13 protein-coding genes and 1 pseudogene are annotated in these 15,884 nt (G+C 67.5%); 1 reads left to right on the forward strand and 13 read right to left on the reverse strand.

Annotated features, from left to right (window positions below):
* Nucleotides 1–32: 32 nt before the first annotated feature.
* The 3 genes and pseudogenes from QSJ59_RS20440 to QSJ59_RS20450 form a co-directional block, all read right to left on the reverse strand.
* Entirely contained in the window at nt 33–884 is an 852-nt protein-coding gene (locus QSJ59_RS20440; RefSeq protein ID WP_285761337.1) for a CPBP family intramembrane glutamic endopeptidase, read from the reverse strand.
* 128 nt (nt 885–1,012) lie between these two features.
* A pseudogene (locus tag QSJ59_RS20445) lies at nt 1,013–1,198 on the reverse strand (response regulator transcription factor); the annotation flags it as partial.
* Between the two features lie 111 nt (nt 1,199–1,309).
* On the reverse strand, nt 1,310–1,951 hold the full coding sequence (locus tag QSJ59_RS20450; RefSeq protein WP_285761338.1) for a LysE family translocator: 642 nt from the start codon (nt 1,949–1,951) through the stop codon (nt 1,310–1,312).
* Between the two features lie 233 nt (nt 1,952–2,184).
* Between QSJ59_RS20450 and QSJ59_RS20455 the strand changes: the two genes are divergently transcribed.
* Nucleotides 2,185–3,522 carry an aminotransferase-like domain-containing protein gene (locus QSJ59_RS20455; protein ID WP_285761339.1) on the forward strand — a complete coding sequence of 446 codons (1,338 nt, stop codon included), beginning with the start codon at nt 2,185–2,187 and terminating at the stop codon, nt 3,520–3,522.
* A 96-nt stretch (nt 3,523–3,618) separates the two neighbouring features.
* Here QSJ59_RS20455 and QSJ59_RS20460 read toward each other — a convergent pair whose 3' ends face one another.
* The 10 genes from QSJ59_RS20460 to QSJ59_RS20505 all read right to left on the reverse strand — a co-directional run bounded on the left by QSJ59_RS20460 (nt 3,619) and on the right by QSJ59_RS20505 (nt 15,839).
* Nucleotides 3,619–4,878: an ATP-grasp domain-containing protein gene (locus QSJ59_RS20460; RefSeq protein ID WP_285761340.1), complete on the reverse strand. Its 1,260-nt coding sequence runs from the start codon at nt 4,876–4,878 to the stop codon at nt 3,619–3,621.
* Nucleotides 4,875–5,156, reverse strand: coding sequence for a hypothetical protein (locus QSJ59_RS20465; protein WP_285761341.1), 282 nt, complete (start codon nt 5,154–5,156; stop codon nt 4,875–4,877). The genes QSJ59_RS20460 and QSJ59_RS20465 overlap by 4 nt, the downstream gene beginning before the upstream one ends.
* Nucleotides 5,157–5,233: 77 nt before the next feature.
* Nucleotides 5,234–6,490, reverse strand: coding sequence for an ATP-grasp domain-containing protein (locus tag QSJ59_RS20470; RefSeq protein ID WP_285761342.1), 1,257 nt, complete (start codon nt 6,488–6,490; stop codon nt 5,234–5,236).
* Between the two features lie 62 nt (nt 6,491–6,552).
* Nucleotides 6,553–7,509: a TauD/TfdA family dioxygenase gene (locus tag QSJ59_RS20475; RefSeq protein WP_285761343.1), complete on the reverse strand. Its 957-nt coding sequence runs from the start codon at nt 7,507–7,509 to the stop codon at nt 6,553–6,555.
* 37 nt (nt 7,510–7,546) lie between these two features.
* A complete protein-coding gene (locus QSJ59_RS20480; protein ID WP_285761344.1) occupies nt 7,547–7,687 on the reverse strand; it encodes a hypothetical protein in 141 nt (46 codons plus the stop codon).
* A gap of 33 nt (nt 7,688–7,720) precedes the next feature.
* A complete protein-coding gene (locus tag QSJ59_RS20485) occupies nt 7,721–9,559 on the reverse strand; it encodes a carbamoyltransferase family protein (RefSeq protein ID WP_285761345.1) in 1,839 nt (612 codons plus the stop codon).
* A 111-nt stretch (nt 9,560–9,670) separates the two neighbouring features.
* Entirely contained in the window at nt 9,671–11,860 is a 2,190-nt protein-coding gene (locus QSJ59_RS20490; RefSeq protein WP_285761346.1) for an iron-containing redox enzyme family protein, read from the reverse strand.
* Nucleotides 11,861–12,088: 228 nt separating this feature from the next.
* Complete coding sequence (locus tag QSJ59_RS20495; protein ID WP_285761347.1) at nt 12,089–13,120, reverse strand: SGNH/GDSL hydrolase family protein; 1,032 nt, start codon at nt 13,118–13,120, stop codon at nt 12,089–12,091.
* An 81-nt stretch (nt 13,121–13,201) separates the two neighbouring features.
* Nucleotides 13,202–13,951 carry an SDR family oxidoreductase gene (locus QSJ59_RS20500; RefSeq protein ID WP_285761348.1) on the reverse strand — a complete coding sequence of 250 codons (750 nt, stop codon included), beginning with the start codon at nt 13,949–13,951 and terminating at the stop codon, nt 13,202–13,204.
* Between the two features lie 1,078 nt (nt 13,952–15,029).
* On the reverse strand, nt 15,030–15,839 hold the full coding sequence (locus tag QSJ59_RS20505) for a sulfite exporter TauE/SafE family protein (RefSeq protein WP_285761349.1): 810 nt from the start codon (nt 15,837–15,839) through the stop codon (nt 15,030–15,032).
* Nucleotides 15,840–15,884 lie beyond the last annotated feature (45 nt).

Consider the following 15,884-nt stretch of genomic DNA (forward strand, 5'->3'; position numbering starts at 1 on the left):
GACGGGGAGATGCCCCGTCCGGCAGCCGACCGTCAGCGCCGGCGCGGAACGATGCGGCCCTTGCGGTGCGCCGACCGCAGCAGGTAGACGGTGACGGCGCCGCAGAACACGACGGCGAAGACGCTCGCCTCGGGGCCGAAGGCCCCTCCGGTGATCGCGGTGGGGCCGGTGCTCTCCGAGGAGAACAGCCCCGAGAACGCGTCCTCGCTCCCGGAGACGGCCGTGCCGAAGACGCCGGCCTGCGTGACGTTCCATCCGAAGTGGATACCGATGGGCAGCCACAGAGTGCGCGTGGCCGCGTAGGCGGCGCCGAGCATGAGTCCTGCCTCCAAGGCGATGGCCAGCGCACCCCACAGCGTGGCGTTGGGGTTCACCAGGTGCAGGGCGCCGAAGAACACCGCGCTGACCGCCAGCGCTCCCCATGTACCGGTGACCGTTTCGACGATGCGGAAGAAGATCCCACGGAACAGCAGTTCTTCCATGACCGCCACCACCGCCATCAGACCGCAGGCGGCGAGGAACGCCTCGAACGACCCCCACCCGGTTATCCGGTACCCGCCGAAAACGGCGATGGTGGCGATGACGGCGGTGAACACCCCCGCCCCGACCAGCGTCCCGCGCACCAGGTCGCGACCCGCACCCGAACGGCCGATCTCGTCGGGGGTCCTCTTCTCGACGCGGCGGACCGCGACCGCGTAGGCCCACAGTCCCAGCGCGGCGGCGGCCGTCCCCACCGGCAGCACCCAGACGGAGGCCCCCATCGCACTCGTGCCCCCGGAGAGGAGAGCGGTCAGGAGGCCGAACACCACCAGGAGCAGGAGCAGCCGCACGGCCACCTCCCTGAACCGGCGGGGAGCGGGCTCCCTGTTCGTGTCGTGGGGCATGTCGAAACCACTTCCCGGATCGCGAAACGCCGGAGACACGCCGGCGGAGCCAGCATAGGAGCCGATCCGTGCCGCCGTATCGCTCCGGAGAGGACGACGATGGTAGCTCTACAGAGAAAGACGCCCCCTCAGATCTGCCCGACCAGGCCCGTGCGGTGGGCGAACACCACCGCCTGGCCCCGGTCGCGCAGGTCGAGCTTGATGAGGATGCGCGACACGTAGGTTGTGACGATCTCATAACCGATCACGGGTTCGGTGGCGGTCTCGGCGTTGGACACCCCCTCCCCCACCAGCAACAGCACCTCGTGCTCCCGCGCGCGACCGTGCGGACCCCACCGATGAGCGCGTCCAGCTGTTCCGACCACGCGGACAGATCAGCCGAAACGTCGTACGGACGGTGCGGGCCGGGGCCGGACGGGTCCGGGTCAGGTGGACGTCACACTGTTGTCGAACGCGAGCATGACGGCCAACACCCCGAGGACGCTCCCCATGACGATGCGCTGGACCCTCAGCCAGGAGGGACGGCGTGCCAGGAAGCCCGCGATCGCGCCCGCGGCGAGCACGATCGACAGGTTCACCGAGACGGCCACCAGGATCTGGACGCCGCCGAGGAGGATCCCCTGGAGCAGTACGTTGCCTTTCTCCAGGTCGATGAACTGCGGGATGATGGAGATGTAGAGGATGGCGATCTTCGGGTTGAGCAGGTTGGTCATCAGGCCCATCATGAAGAGCCGGCGCGGGGGGTCCTCGGGCACGTCCTGGACCGTGAAGACCGACACTCCGCCGGGCTTGATGGTGTTCCAGGCGAGCCACATCAGGTAGAAGGCGCCGACCATCCTGATGACGGTGAGGAGTTGGGGTGCCGCTGCGAACAGCGCGGCCAGGCCGAGGTTGGTGCCCACCAGGTAGACGAGGAACCCGACCGCGACTCCGCCCAGCGAGATGATCCCGGCGCGGCGCCCCTGGCTGATGCTCCGCGACACGAGGTACATCATGTTCGGCCCGGGGGACAGCACCATCCCGAGCGCGACCGACACAACGCCCAGGATCGCGGCCAGTTCGACCATTGCCGTCGCCTTCTCTCTGCCATTGACCTGCAGTTGACCCGACAACCGCGCAAATACGCGGTCACGTCGCAAAAGAGATGTCACGTCACGGCGGACCGCTCTCGTCGAAACTATCCCGGAGCGAATCTAAGTGCAATAAGCAATATTGATCTCGGATCAATTTTGTGATTGGCTGCCATTGCACGTATTTTTACCCCCTTAGGGGATGGCGTCCCACGGAGACGGAGACGGCGATGGAGGACTACCGGCAGGTGGCCGATTCGGTCGCCGCGGAGGTCGCGGCCGGGCGGCTGCGACCGGGGGACCGCCTTCCTCCCCAGCGGGACTTCGCCCGGCAGCGCGGTATCGCCAACTCCACCGCTGCCCGCGTCTACAAGGAACTGACCCGCCGCGGACTGACGGTCGGCGAGGTCGGACGCGGGACCTTCGTCCGGGCCGCCGCCGAGCGCCCCGGCCCCTCCCTCGTCGAACCCGCGGGCAGCAGGATCGACCTCGAACTCAACTACCCCGTCGTGCCCGAGCAGTCGGGTCTGCTCGCGGCAGGAATCAACCCGCTGCTGCGCCCCGACGTGCTGGAATCGTCCATGCGACCCATCGGGGCGGTCGGAACCCCCGTCGCCCGCGATGCGGTGGCCGACCTCCTCGCACACGACGGCTGGCGCCCGGCCCCGGATCGGGTGCTGTTCGCCGGCAACGGCCGCCAGGCGATCGCGGCGGCCATCGCCGCGCTGGTCCCCCCGGGTGCGCGACTGGGAGTCGAAGAACTCACCTACCCGGTCCTCAAAGCAATCGCCGGTCGGCTCGGGGTCACCGTCGTCCCGCTGAAGGTCGACGATTTCGGGCTGGTCCCCGCGTCCGTCGAGGCCGCCGCGCGCAAAGCCCCGTTGAAGGCGATCTACCTGCAACCGACACTGCACAACCCTCTGTCGCTCAGCATGCCGCTGGAACGCAGGATCGAACTCGCGGGCGTGCTGACGCGGTTGGACATCACCGCGATCGAGGACACCATCTGGTCGTTCCTGCGCGACGACCTGCCGCCGCTGGCGGCAGTGGCCCCCGAGCACACCGTCCTCATCGACAGTCTCTCCAAGCGACTCGCCCCCGGCCTGACCGTCGGGTTCGCCGTCGTCCCCGCATCACTCGTGTCGGGCGTCGCCGCAGCGGTGCACTCCGGCGGGTGGACACCGATGCGCTTCGCGCTGGACGCTGCGACCCGGTGGCTGACCGACGGAGCCGTGGAGTCGGTGGTCAGTGCCAAACAACGGGAGGCGGCCGTACGTCAGGAAATCGCCGCCCACCACCTGGGGGGCTTCTCGGTCCGCAGCGACCCCCGCTCCTACTACTGCTGGTGGGAACTCCCCGCTCCGTGGCGGGCCGACACTTTCGTGGCCGCTGCCGCACGGTACGGCATCGCCGTCACACCGGCGGCGGCCTTCGCCGTCGGCCGGTTCCGGGCCCCGAACGCCATCCGCTTGGGCCTTGCCTCGCCTCCCACAGAAACCCTGTCGCGTGCCCTGGCCACCCTCGCCGGGCTCGCCCGCTCCGCACCGGACGACCTCATCGCGGAGTGATTTTGCACAAGGGCGAGACCATCGGACTGCGCCGCCGGCCCGCGGTCGAGCCGTGCTCGATGCCGGCCGACGGTGCGGCAAGGGTGAACGCTTCCCTCACAGCGCACACGTCCGGCCGGGGCCCGCGGCACCGACCGGCTCGTGCGCGACGCATTCGAGGCGAAACCGCGAAGCCGTCCCGACCAATGCCTTCTCGACGTCGCCGCTGGAATCGCCCTGGAACCGGAAGCGGGCACCGACGTACTCGTATCCGCCGACCCTGGGGATCACCTTCCCCTCCTCCGGAATCACGTGGGCGTACGGGCCCTCGCCGTGGGCAGGCGGTTCGGGCAGGTCCCAGCCGACGACACGGCACGGAGCGGATACCGGCGTCGGTACCAGCAACCACCCGCCGGTACGCCAACCGGCAGGTACGGGCAGGTCGGGGCGACGGCCGATCTGGATGTCGAAAGCGGCGTGCATCAGGTCGATGCCGTGCACCTCCCGCCACAGGAACGGGATCTCCGCACCGCCCACCCGGTAGCCGGCCTCCAGGAAGGACAGCCGGGGGCTGCCGTCAGGAGCGGTGCCGACGAACACCTCCAGGTGAAAAACCCACGGCTCATCGCTCAGGGCACCCGCTACCGCTGCGGTGAACGCGCCCAGCGCCGGCAGGAGCTCTGCGTCGTCCACCTCCACTGATCCCAGAGCCTCCCCCCGGGTGAAATCCACACAGGTGTTGACGTACCGGGACGCCCGCCAGGGGCCCAGCCGGTCACCGGTCCACAATCCGTCGATGTGGAAAACAGCCTCGCCGCAGAACTCCTGCACCAGTTGCGGCTCGACTGGCCGGTCCCTCAACAGGGCCAGATCCGCCTCGGAGTCGAGGCGGAGGACTCCGCGACTGGCCGTCCCTTTCCGTGGCTTGACGATCAGCGGCCAGCCGTGGGCCTCGGCGAACGCGTGAACGGTCGCCGCGTCGGGAGCGTCGGCGAAACCGGGGACCGCGACACCCGCCGCCGCGACCGTCTCGGCCATCACCAGTTTGTCGCGGAACCGGGCGAGTTGGGCGGTGTCCTGTCCCGCACACCCCAACCGCTCCCGTACCAGGGCAGCGGTGTCGAGGTCTCCCTCGTTGAGGGCGATCACCCGGTCCGGGCGCCCGAAGCGGGTGATCAGTCCGTCCACCGCCTGCATCACTTCGGTGAGGTCGTCGGTGGCCGGGACGACGCGGACCGCGGTCGCGCCTGCGGGAACGGACCCCAGCCCGAGTCCGGTCGTCACATAGGTGACCTGGTGGGAGCCGTGATCGATGTAGCACTCGTAGAGCGCGTGCCGGTCGCGCCATCGATGGATGACCAGGATGTGCCGGTTCATTCCTGTTCCGTTCTTGGGAAGTCGTGGATTCGGCGTACGGCATAGGTCGCCGAGATGACGGCTGCCCTGGCCGATCCGAGTGCCTCCCGCGCCGCGTCCAGGTCACCGGCCGGCAGCTGACCGACCACGTCGGCAGCGCAGTCGATCAGGTGCAGGGCCGCCCGGGTGAGAGGCTCGTCCGGGTCGAAGTGCTCCGAGACGAGCCCGTGGGCGATCTTCAGTTGGGTGACGGAGTCCACCGCCACGGCGGTACCGGTCATGGTCACGGACGGTTCCATTTCATGAGGTCCCTCTCCTCGGACACGGTCTGCGGCGAGCCGCTGCTCACGGCCCCGGCTCGCCGGCCGACCGGTGCTCAGCTCGTTCGGAAGTGGATCTTGTCGTTGGCCCGGTCGCATTTGGCCACGGCGTCCGCCGCGTCGGTGCCGGAGGCCATCACGTATCCGGACACGCAGTCGGCGACGGTCAGCAGCGGCGGCACCACGTCCCCGACGTTCTTGCTGATCACCGCGGCTACCTCGACCTCGGTGAACTCGTGCAGGTACGGCAGGAAGACAAGCGGGACCTCGCCCTTGGGGAGCGTTCGGACGACGTCGGCCGCACCGTCCTCCACCTCCACGGCCGAGACCGTGCCCGGTTCGGGGGTGAAGAACCGGACCGCCGCACCGCCGATCGGCGCGGGCGAGGTCTCCGGCAGCGTGTCGATCCCGAGCGGAACCGTGAGGAACATCCGGTCCAGGTTGACTCCGAACGCCCTGCGCACCAGCTCGGGCGCGCCACTGCCCGCAAGCCGTGCATGGGACTCCAACACCCGCGGGCCGTCCTTGGTCAGGACGAACTCACTGTGCGAGGGGCCCTCGGTCAGCCCGACCGCGTCCAGCAGCTTGGGGGTCAACGCGAACAGCGCGTCGAGGTGGGGGACGGCAACCCGGCTGGGCGTGCTGACCTCCCACTCGACGTACTTGTCGTTCATCCGGTACTCGGAATAACCGATCGGCAGGTGTCGACCCGCGTGGGAGAAGGAGTCCACGCTGACGACGGGCCCGTCCAGATACTCCTCGGCGATCACCGAGGCAACCTCGGCGTCCTGGAGCGCCTGCCATGCGTGTTCGGCGTCGGCATCGCCGTCGACCGGGTGAACGTGCAGGCTCGCCACCCCGTCGGCCGGTTTGACGATGATGCGGCCGCCGACCTCGGCCAGGAAGTCCTTGACGTCGTCGACGTCCTTCACCTGCCGGTAGCGCACCGGGCTCAGACCGTGCTGGTCGAGCAGTTCCCTGGTCAGGACCTTGTCCTTGAGCGCACGCGCCGTGGCCTCGGTGACCCCCGGGAGGCCGAGCGCGTCCACCACGAACCCCGTGGACTCCCCGGCGAACTCGGTGGTGGTGAGCACCCGGTCGAAGGGACGCTCCTCGTGCAGCGGTTTCACCACGTCCAGGACGGCCTGCCCGTCGGTGATCGGGGCGTGCACGACTCGTTCGCAGTGCCTGAGGACGGACTCCTCGTAGGCCCCCTCCTCGTGGACCAGCACCACATCGATACCCAGCTCCTTGGCATTGGTCACCGGCGCCGGCCTACCGCCGATGACCGCCACCCGGTACTTGCCCGCCATGTGTCTCTCCTTCGGTGATCCGTTGTCGAATGAAACGACCGTGCCTGGTGGGGGCCTGTCTCTCAGGCGGCGTAGCAGCGGCGCAGCCACCGTGCGGCCGCAGCCGGGCCGGGTGTGAACGCGCGCCTGCGGTGCAGGACCCGGTGGTTGTCGAACGCCATGAACACCCCCGGCTCCAATACCAGCTCCTCCGCCGGTATCCCGCGCAGCACCTCGTACCAGCGTTCGAGTGCTTCCGCGGCGGCCGGTGTGGCTCCGGCTGCCGTACCGCGGTCGTAACGCACCCGGTAACGGCCGTCGGTGTCGAAGTCCAGAATCGGGGTGTCCTTGAGCGGCTGGGTCAGGTCTCCGTCGTTGGAGTCGGGTGCTCCGACCTGGAACTCGTGGGCCAGCAGCCGGTCGAGCGTGGTCTGGTCCAGGCGGGCGACCACGTCCTCGATCGCTGCGAGTTCGGTCGGCACCCGTTCCTCGTTGCGCACCGCCAGGAACGTCAGGTATTGCGGCACGTAGGGGCGTGGGTCCGAACCGGGTGGGCCGAACGGCTGGTGGGGATTGTCCGAGTGCCAGAAGAACTCCGAATCGGCCCCCCAGGAACTGGTCGTCCCCGAAGCGGTCGGGTTGGGCACCACGTTGCGGATCAGGCGTCCGCCGTTCTCGAAGCTGACCGCGAACGGGGTGGTGTGCAGCAGCCGGATGAGGCCCAGGTGGACCGCGTTCAACACGGCGACCTCGATCTCGTCGCCGAACCCGTCCACCGGCGTGGCGGGCAGGTCGTCCTGCATGGGCAGGTTGCCCAGGACGATCGCGTGGCTTCCCGCCGCGGTGAACACGTCGAGTCCGTGCAGGACCTCACCGGGCAGGTAACGGCGCAGCGCGTGCGCGCCGATCCCCGCAAGGATGGTGTCGTCGATGTCGGAGTCGAGCCGGGTCAACGAGACCCGCTCTGCGATCTCCTTTCCCAGAAGGTCCCGAACGCTGTTCTCAAGTCGGTATCTGCCGATGCGGCGGAAATTGGCCATCGATGCCTCCGATTGGGAGTCGCCTGCCGTTACGGGCTCAGCGGTTCTCCGAAGAAATCCAGTAGGTCGTCGCGTTCGGGTTCGCCCGACGCGACAGGGGGTCGCGGACCAGCCGGCTGAGCAGGCCGACGGGCGTGACCACCAGGTAGTAGGAGAGGAAGAGCAGGAAGGTCCGCACGGCGTTCCGTTCTGCGTCGGGAGAGGGGAGAAATCAGTCGAGTGGGATTTCCTCGCGCCAGTCGGACTCCTCCGACCAGACGGGCTGCTCGCTCTTGTCCAGCAGGAAGCTGCCGATGGCGAGCATGTCGATGTCGGTGCGCATGAAGCAGGTGTAGGCGTCGTGCGGGGATTTCACGATCGGCTCGCCACGGACGTTGAACGAGGTGTTGACCAGCACGGGGCAACCCGTACGCGCTTTGAACGCGGTGAGCAGCCGGTGGTACTCGGGGTTGCTCCGTCCGTCGACGGTCTGCACGCGCGCAGAGGAGTCGACATGGGTGACGGCGGGGATGGTGGAACGCTGTACGCGCAACAGGTCCAGCCCCGTGGCGTCGGATTCGGCGACCTCTCGCTGCTGGGCGGCCGCCACCTGCGCGACCACCAGCATGTACGGACTCTCCTGGCGCAGGTCGAAGTAGTCCTTGGCGTCCTCGGCGAGGACGGCCGGCGCGAAGGGGCGAAACGACTCCCGAAACTTGATCTTGAGGTTCATCGCCGACTGCATCGCGGGATCCCTGGGGTCGCCGAGGATCGAGCGAGCACCGAGTGCCCGGGGCCCGAACTCCATGCGTCCTTGGAACCAGCCGACGATCTTGCTCTCGGCCAGCGCGGCCGCGGCCTGCTCCACCAGCTCTCCGCCGTCCAGACGCCGATGCGGAATGCTGTTGGCCTCCAGGTACGCGGCGATCTCGTCGTCGTCGAAAGCCGGCCCCAGCAGGGAACCCGACATCGCGTCGTGCCCGCTCCCGAGGTGGTCGCGTGATGCGCCGCGTTCCATGGTCACGGCGTAGGCCGCCCCCAGCGCGCCTCCGGCGTCGCCGGCCGCGGGTTGGACCCAGACCTCGTCGAAGATCGACGCGTCGATGATCTTTCCGTTGGCCACACAGTTGAGCGCCACTCCACCGGCCAGACAGAGCGTGGACTCACCCGTCCGGTCGCGCGCCGTTCTGGCCAGCCGGAGCATCACCTCCTCGGTGACCTCCTGCACGGAGGCTGCCAGATCGAACTCGCGTTCGGTGAGCTTGCCCTCGGGAGTGCGCCGCGGCCCTTTGAAGAGCTTCTCGAACCCCTTTCCGGTCATCACCTGACCGCGCAGGTAGTCGAAGTAGCGCATGTCCAGACGGAAGGTCCCGTCGGGCTTGATGTCGATCAGCGTGTCCCGGATGAGATCGGCGTACCGGGGTTTCCCGTACGGTGCCAGCCCCATCAACTTGTACTCGCCGGAGTCGACCTTGAACCCGCAGAAATAGGTGAACGCGGAGTACAACATGCCCAGGGAGTGCGGGAACCGCAGTTCCGCCACAGCTTTCAGGTCGGTTCCGCGGCCGTGCCACAGGGTCGTGGTCGCCCACTCCCCGACCCCGTCGACGCACAGGACCGCGGCCGATTCGTAGGGACTCGGAAAGAACGCCGATGCCGCATGCGACTCGTGGTGGCGCCGCACCAGGACCTGGGGCACCCGCCCCCGATCGAGGGCCTGGAGTTCCCTGCGCACGGTCTGGTCCGTGTGCCGTTTTCCTTTGCCGGACACCCAACTGGGCAAGGTGTCGCGGAAGGAGGGGAAGGCCGTCGGGGCCGCGCCCGCGAAAGTGGCCAGCACCCTGCGGAATTTGAGCCTCGGGTCTTCGTAGTAGGCGACCGCGGAGATGTCGGCAAAACTCACGCCGGCCTCGTCCAGGCAGTACTCCACGGCCTGGGTGGGAAAGGAGGAGTCGTGGCGCTTGCGACTGAAACGCTCCTCCTGGGCGGCGGCGACGGGGACGCCACCGGAAACCAGCGCGGCGGCGCTGTCGTGGTAGAAGGCCGAGATGCCGAGAACCAGCTCAGACACTGGCGTGCTCCTTTGCCGTACGCGGGACCGCGTTCACACGCGGCCGTGTGGGGATGCGGATCGACGTGCGTTCCCACGGTTGTGGTGGGGGTGCCGGGCACCAGGGGCCTCTCATGAGCGCTTCCGGCCGGTCCGCCCCCGGCGCTCGGCCCAGCGTGCGCCGAAACCGCTGGGGGGATTGAGCGACCGGTATCCCACCCGCACCCGCTCCCAGATTTCCGGTCTGGCTCCCGGCCCCAAGGACTCGGGCAGGCCGGCGAGCAGGGTGTCGATCGCGTCGGCCGCCCACGCGGAATGACCGGTGGCGACGTTGTCGATGGTGTTGTGGATATCCACGAACCGCGTGTTGAAGCCGTACTTCTTCAGCGCCAGGCGGGCTCTGCGATAGGTGCCGCCCACCCCCGACAGCTCCATGGCCAGGTTCAGGCCCAGGACTTCCGGCAGGAACGTTCGGGGAAACCGACCGACGCAGAGCCAGTAGACGGGCAGTTCGAAGGACGCGTCCCGGAAGCCCGACCACCGGCCGAAGTCAGGTGAGGCCGTGGGGGGCAGGTCGACGTCCATCTCCTTGAGCACTTCGCGGTAGATGAGCGGGTGGTTGATCCTGGCCTGGCCGTTGCCGAGTTCGTCCCAGTACGTCTCGAAAAGCGAGTGGCCGATCTCCGAAGGTGCCAGTTCGTAGTCGCTGAACCCCTGGAGCCAGCTCCCGTCGATCAGTGTCAACGGTGCCGTCTGCACCGTGTCGTCGACGACGTCCTCGCGGGAGGGGAGCGGAACCTCCGCGTTCTCCTCGAACTCGGCCCCGTGCTGGTCGTGCTGGGCCTGGAGCCACGGCCGCAGTCCCGCCGGGTCCCAGGTTTTCGGGAGCGGCATGGTCCCGCCGTCCAGCCCGTACCGGGACCGCGCCAACCATCCGTTCACGTACTCCAGGCACCAGGCGCGCAATGCCGGGGTATCGGTGCGGACCATCAGGAGGTGGTAGGCCTCGCGCAGGTCGGCCGGTGCCCTGCCTTCGGAGAGCGGACCGGCCTTGATCGCGCGTGCGATCGACACCAATGTGTCCGGGTCGCGGCCCGGTGCGGCACCGGTTGCGGCCTCGGGACTCGACCCGGGGGTTGCCGGGAGCGAGTCGATCCAGCGACGGATCACGGTCAGGTCGTCCGGCGAGAACACCCGAAACATCGGGCCGCGTTCGCTCACCAATCCCTTGACCAGCGAACTCGCCTCGGAGCGCCCTGGCTTGACCAGCCTGCTCCGGGCAAGGACCTCCAGCAGCGGCCCCGGATCGGTCCGGGCGTCGTGCAGCCAGGCCGCCAGTGGACGTCCTTCGAGTGCGAACTGGTGGTGGTAGACCGCGCCTTCCCGGGCGCGCAGCCTCATCAGTTCGACCATGTCGTAGGCCGGATCGAACGACGCCTCCAGTTCGGTGTGGAGCTCGTTCACGTGGTCCCGCAGGGTGGCAAAGGTCCAGGCGAAGCCGAGGCGGACCGCTTCCTCCGCCTTTGCCCCCTCCAGTTCGACCAGCTCGTCCACCACCGCGCGGCACTCCTCGAAGGGGGAGGAGTCGTCCTCTCCGCGAATCGCCGAAGGGTCGATGGCCGCCCAGTCGGCCACGTCCGGCAGCGTCTGCCGGACCATCGTGAGCGGGGGGAGCAGCCCTACCGCGCGCAGGCAGAGGTCCGCCCCCAGCAACTCGCCGCGGAAGTCGTCCGGGCGCCGGCTCATGACCATCAACAGCGCCGGGAGCAGGTAGCAGCCGTCCGCGATGCGCTGGTCCCCGGTGAGCCGGGCGAGTGGCACGGCGTTCTCGGAGAGCCTGAGCCTGCGCAGCAGTTCCAGGTACGCGCTGCCCCTGGATGCCCCCGGGTGCCCGACACCGACATCGGACGCGTACAACGCGAGGATGCGCAGCACGAGCGGGTCGTCGGCGTTGCCGGGGGCGCTCAACCACTGCAGCCATGCCCCCGAGGCCAGGGACAACGGCGCGCACCCCAGGACCGCCCTGCGGATGAGTACCCGACGGGCACCGTCCTCGTCGACCTGGCTGCCGAGCGCACGAAACCGCTCTCCCTCGTCCAGCGCCCAGTCGGCGGTCTGCTGCACGAGGTCGTCGAGAGGCGGACGGTCGTCGACAATCCGACGACGGAGTTCGCCGTGGACTTCGCGCACAAGCCTGCCACCGGGGAAGCGCGCCTCCGGGTCGGCGGAATAGGCGTACAGCGTGCGTATGGCCGACCCGTCGTCATCCGACCACTCCGGCTTCGGAGTGGTCTCCGTCGCCGTGCTGACTGCCGAGTTCACTTGCATCCTTCCTCACCTCACGCCGTGGACCGACCTGTGTCGGACGAAGCCCCGACTGTCGCAACCGCTCTAGAACATGGGGTAGATCGACGCGTCGTTCTTCCTGCGGTTCTTCCTCCGCCGGTTCTTCTTGCGCCGGAACAACTTGTCCGCGATTTTTCGTAGGAAGGCCATACCGAAGTCCCCTTTCCGGGGTGTTGGGGGGTGCAGGGTGGGGCGAAGGTTGGGTCAGGAGAGCCCGAGCTCTTCGGCGAGGATGCGGGCGACCAGGTCATTGCCCTTGTCCGTGTAGTGCGCCCGGTCCACGAAGATCCAGTCCTTCTCGCCCATCGCCTCGGCGACGACGGGGTTGAGGTCGAAGAACCGGACGTCCTTCTTCTCGCAGCCGACCCGGACCGCGTCGGCGAACGCGCGCGAGACCTCCTTGGTGGAGATGTCGCCGTAGAGCTCTTCCCAGGTGCCCATCTTGGAGATGCGATCGATCTCGTCGAAGAGGAGTTGCTCCTCTGGTGCGTGGACGTTGCGCATCCACAGGGACATCGGCTGGAAGACGTAGGAGATTCGCGTCTGCGGTCCGGCCACTCGACGCCATGTGTCGAGGTGCCTCAGCGTCAGTTCGGCCGCGGCGTCGACGACCTTGGAAATGTCGCGCTGTACCTCGTCGTGGGTGGCGATGGTCTGCGTCTGCTCCGAGCGGCGACCGAAGATCTTGGAGCTCTTACGGTTGCGTTTGCGCAGATCATCCATCTGCTCGAAGTACTCGCCACAGAAAAAGAACGCGCCGTTGTCGCCCTGCTGCCATTCGGGAAGCCGGCCGACGGTCAGGTCGTTCAGTCCGGAGAAGAGGACGACTTCGTCGATCTCCGGCAACTGATGGCGATACAGCGTGAAGAGCAGCATCTCCTGCGTGGAGTTGTAACAGCGCCCCGCGAAGTTGAGCCAGGGCGCGGACGGTGCGTAACGGCTCCACAGCCGGGAGGTCAGGGTGTGCGCGTCGCTCGTGGTTCCGAAGCCCATCGCGGTCGAGCTTCCGGTCAGCACACGCACCGGTCCCGGTGGCACGTTCCCGCTGGCAGAGGCCTGTTCGCCGTTGGGGCCCACGGAGATCCGGAACCCCGACCGGTCGGTGTTGACCGTCGGCGAGGAGTAGTTCGCCCGATGGAAGTACATCAGGTACGGCTGATAGTTCCGTTGGCTCGGATCTTCAAATCTGTCGTATTCCCGCATCTGGGGGGTCAGTTCGTCGCGATGGAGTGCCACGGGTGGTCGTCCCTCGATTCTCAAAGGTCGGTTGGCGGGGTCCCCGCCGGCGTTGCCGGGAGGCGCCGGGCAGGGGATCGGTCACGGCTCGAACAGCGGGCCTCGGTGCAGTTTGTGCTGGGCTGCCTGCGCCAACGGCCTAACCACCAGGTGGTCGACGTTGACGTGTGCTGGTAGCCCGACGACCAGGGCGACGCACTCGGCGACGTCCTCGGCGCCCAGTGGGCGATCGACTCCCTCGTACACGGCGGCGGCTTTCTCCCGGTCGCCCCGCAGACGGTTGACGGCGAACTCCTCGGTGCGCACCATCCCCGGGGCGACCTCGATGACGCGGACCGGCTCCCCGTTGAGCTCCAGCCTCAGCGTTTCGGCGAGCGCGTGTTCGGCATGTTTGGCCGCGCTGTATCCGCCTCCCCCGTCGTAATTGGTGAACGCGGCGGTGGAGGTGACCGTCACGATCGTTCCGCCGCCGCCGGCGCGGAGAAGGGGCAGCAATGCCTGGGTCACCCGCAGGGTGCCGAGCACGTTGACCGCGAACATCCGCTGCCAGTCCTCGGGGGACGCGGCGGCTACCGGGTCCGCGCCAAGGGCCCCGCCGGCGTTGTTGACCAGCACGTCACAGGTATCCAGTTCTGCCGCGAAGCGCCGAACCGCGTGCTCGTCGGTGATGTCCACGGACACCCCCCGGGCTCCGGTCTCTTCTTCGAGCGCGCGCAGCCGATCTGCGCGTCTGGCCACTCCTACGACGTCGAACCCGTCCTTCACCAGGCGGCGAACGGTCGCCGCACCGATACCGCTGCTCGCGCCGGTCACCACTGCTTTGGGAGCCAACTGGTACCACCATCTATGTAGTCGGTTCTGCCGACCGTTCGGCCAAGGAGAGCGGTAATTCTTCAGGCATTCATCCTGAGGGCAGCCCGAAAAATCCCGTCGAGAGAGCGCACTTCGCCTTCGCCGCCCAGGGCACAGAAAGTCGAACACCAGAAGAAGTTTTTATTGTTAACAAAAATCGAAATGTTAAGGAGCACTCTCCGCACACACTTCGGAGAGAATCAACGACCGATCGGCGCACCACTCGAAACGGCACCACTGATTAGGGGAATCCGAAACTGTGAACAAAATGACCACAGATGGACACCGTCGCCCCACAGACCGCCATTCCCCCACTTCAAGCGCATGACAGAGGAGTCCCTGATCATGAAACCCGACAACGGCCCACCGCACTGTGGACGCAACCGAAACCGATGGCAACGGCACGATCCAGCCCCAACGCCTGTCTTTACGTGAATGAATGCAAGCAGCCCGTGATTGCACTCCCATAGCAAGACCAGCGATCCGCGCCGCCGCCCTGTCAACGACCGAACGGCAGGGACGAGCGTTTTCTTACAGCGCCAAGCTAGTTGTCCGAATAAGGCCCGTCAAGACTGCACTTCCACTCCGGGGAAAGCGGGCACATAACTCGTCCAAAAGTTCTTCAGGGCGGTTGACCCGCAGTTTCTTAAGGATTACCAGCCCTTTCCCATATCCTCACAGCAGGGCCGCGAAGATCCTTTTCAGAACCGGGGGTCGGAATATGCCCATTTCAGGGGTGAAGTGAAGGACCGGACCCGTACCGCTTGGTCGGTTTGCGCCTGGCCGGAGTGGCCGAATCCGGACAGTACAGACAATGGGCCACTGGGGCGAGCGGGGTATAGAGGCCGACCCGTGCTTCACCTGCCCGGCCACTGACCTGTTCGTTTCTCCCGAATTACTCCTCGAACGCCCGCCTCGGGGCATTCCCGGGACCCTGTCGATGGCGCCGCGTCCGACCGATGATCACATCACCTGTTCTTCGGGCAGAGGACCGTTCATGTTCCTGCCACGGGGAACCGGCGTGCCCGACGATCGGCCCGGACGACACCGCGCCGCGTCATCCCAGGAGCATGACGACGAGCACGACGGTCAGCAGTCCGATGTAGGCGATCGCGTGGGCCCGATCGGGAATCGGGCCGGCGACGCGTCGCACGACGGCGATCGTGGGCAGGGAGCCGGCGAGCAGCGCCGCTGCCGCGGTCAGATCGATGAAGCCGAGGTAACCCCCGCCCAATGCGTCGGCGGCCCCGGTGGAGGCGAACGCGTAGACGATCGTGCCGACGGCCGCGACGGGTGCGCTGAGCGGGTTGGCCATAGCAGCGGCACCGGCCATGGCCAGACCCTTGCGGCGCAGCAGTGGCACGGTCATCACGCTGCCTCCCACACCGAGAAAACCGGCCACCGCGCCGATACCGATTCCCCCCGTGGTCGCTGTGAAAGGCCCGAGCGGCCGAGGCACGGCTTCGGTGCCGTGGGCGAGAAAGCCTTTCCTGACGAGGCTGTCGATGATGGTGACGGCAAGATAGGCGATGAACAGCGCCCGAAGTACGCCTTCGTCGACCAGCGTTGCGGCGAGCGCGCCGATCCCGCCCCCGATCCCGACGAACAACGCGAGCGGCCACACGTACTCCTTTTGCAACAGCCCGGAACGCCAGTGGGCAGCCGTGGCGGTAAGGGAGTTCACCATCATGACCGCCGTGGACGTGGCGACGGCGACATGCATCGCGTCATCGGCCGGTGTGGAGTTCACGAACGCGAATCCGTAGACGACCGGGACGACGACGAACCCGCCACCGAAGCCGAACAGAACGGTGGTTGCACCGCTCAGGCAACCGAAGGCGAAGAAAGCCGGAAAAGAACTCAGCACTCTTCGACGGTAGAGACGCGCACCGTGTCCCGCATTCGATACAAC

Source organism: Nocardiopsis ansamitocini (assembly GCF_030268225.1).
GTDB classification, from domain to species: domain Bacteria; phylum Actinomycetota; class Actinomycetes; order Streptosporangiales; family Streptosporangiaceae; genus Nocardiopsis_D; species Nocardiopsis_D ansamitocini.

Coding starts and splice junctions, on each gene's coding strand:
- QSJ59_RS20455 (WP_285761339.1), top strand. CDS start 2,185: ATGGAGGACTACCGGCAGGTGGCCGATTCGGTCGCCGCGGAGGTCGCG.
- QSJ59_RS20465 (WP_285761341.1), bottom strand. CDS start 5,156: ATGGAACCGTCCGTGACCATGACCGGTACCGCCGTGGCGGTGGACTCC.
- QSJ59_RS20475 (WP_285761343.1), bottom strand. CDS start 7,509: ATGGCCAATTTCCGCCGCATCGGCAGATACCGACTTGAGAACAGCGTT.
- QSJ59_RS20440 (WP_285761337.1), bottom strand. CDS start 884: ATGCCCCACGACACGAACAGGGAGCCCGCTCCCCGCCGGTTCAGGGAG.
- QSJ59_RS20450 (WP_285761338.1), bottom strand. CDS start 1,951: ATGGTCGAACTGGCCGCGATCCTGGGCGTTGTGTCGGTCGCGCTCGGG.
- QSJ59_RS20470 (WP_285761342.1), bottom strand. CDS start 6,490: ATGGCGGGCAAGTACCGGGTGGCGGTCATCGGCGGTAGGCCGGCGCCG.
- QSJ59_RS20460 (WP_285761340.1), bottom strand. CDS start 4,878: ATGAACCGGCACATCCTGGTCATCCATCGATGGCGCGACCGGCACGCG.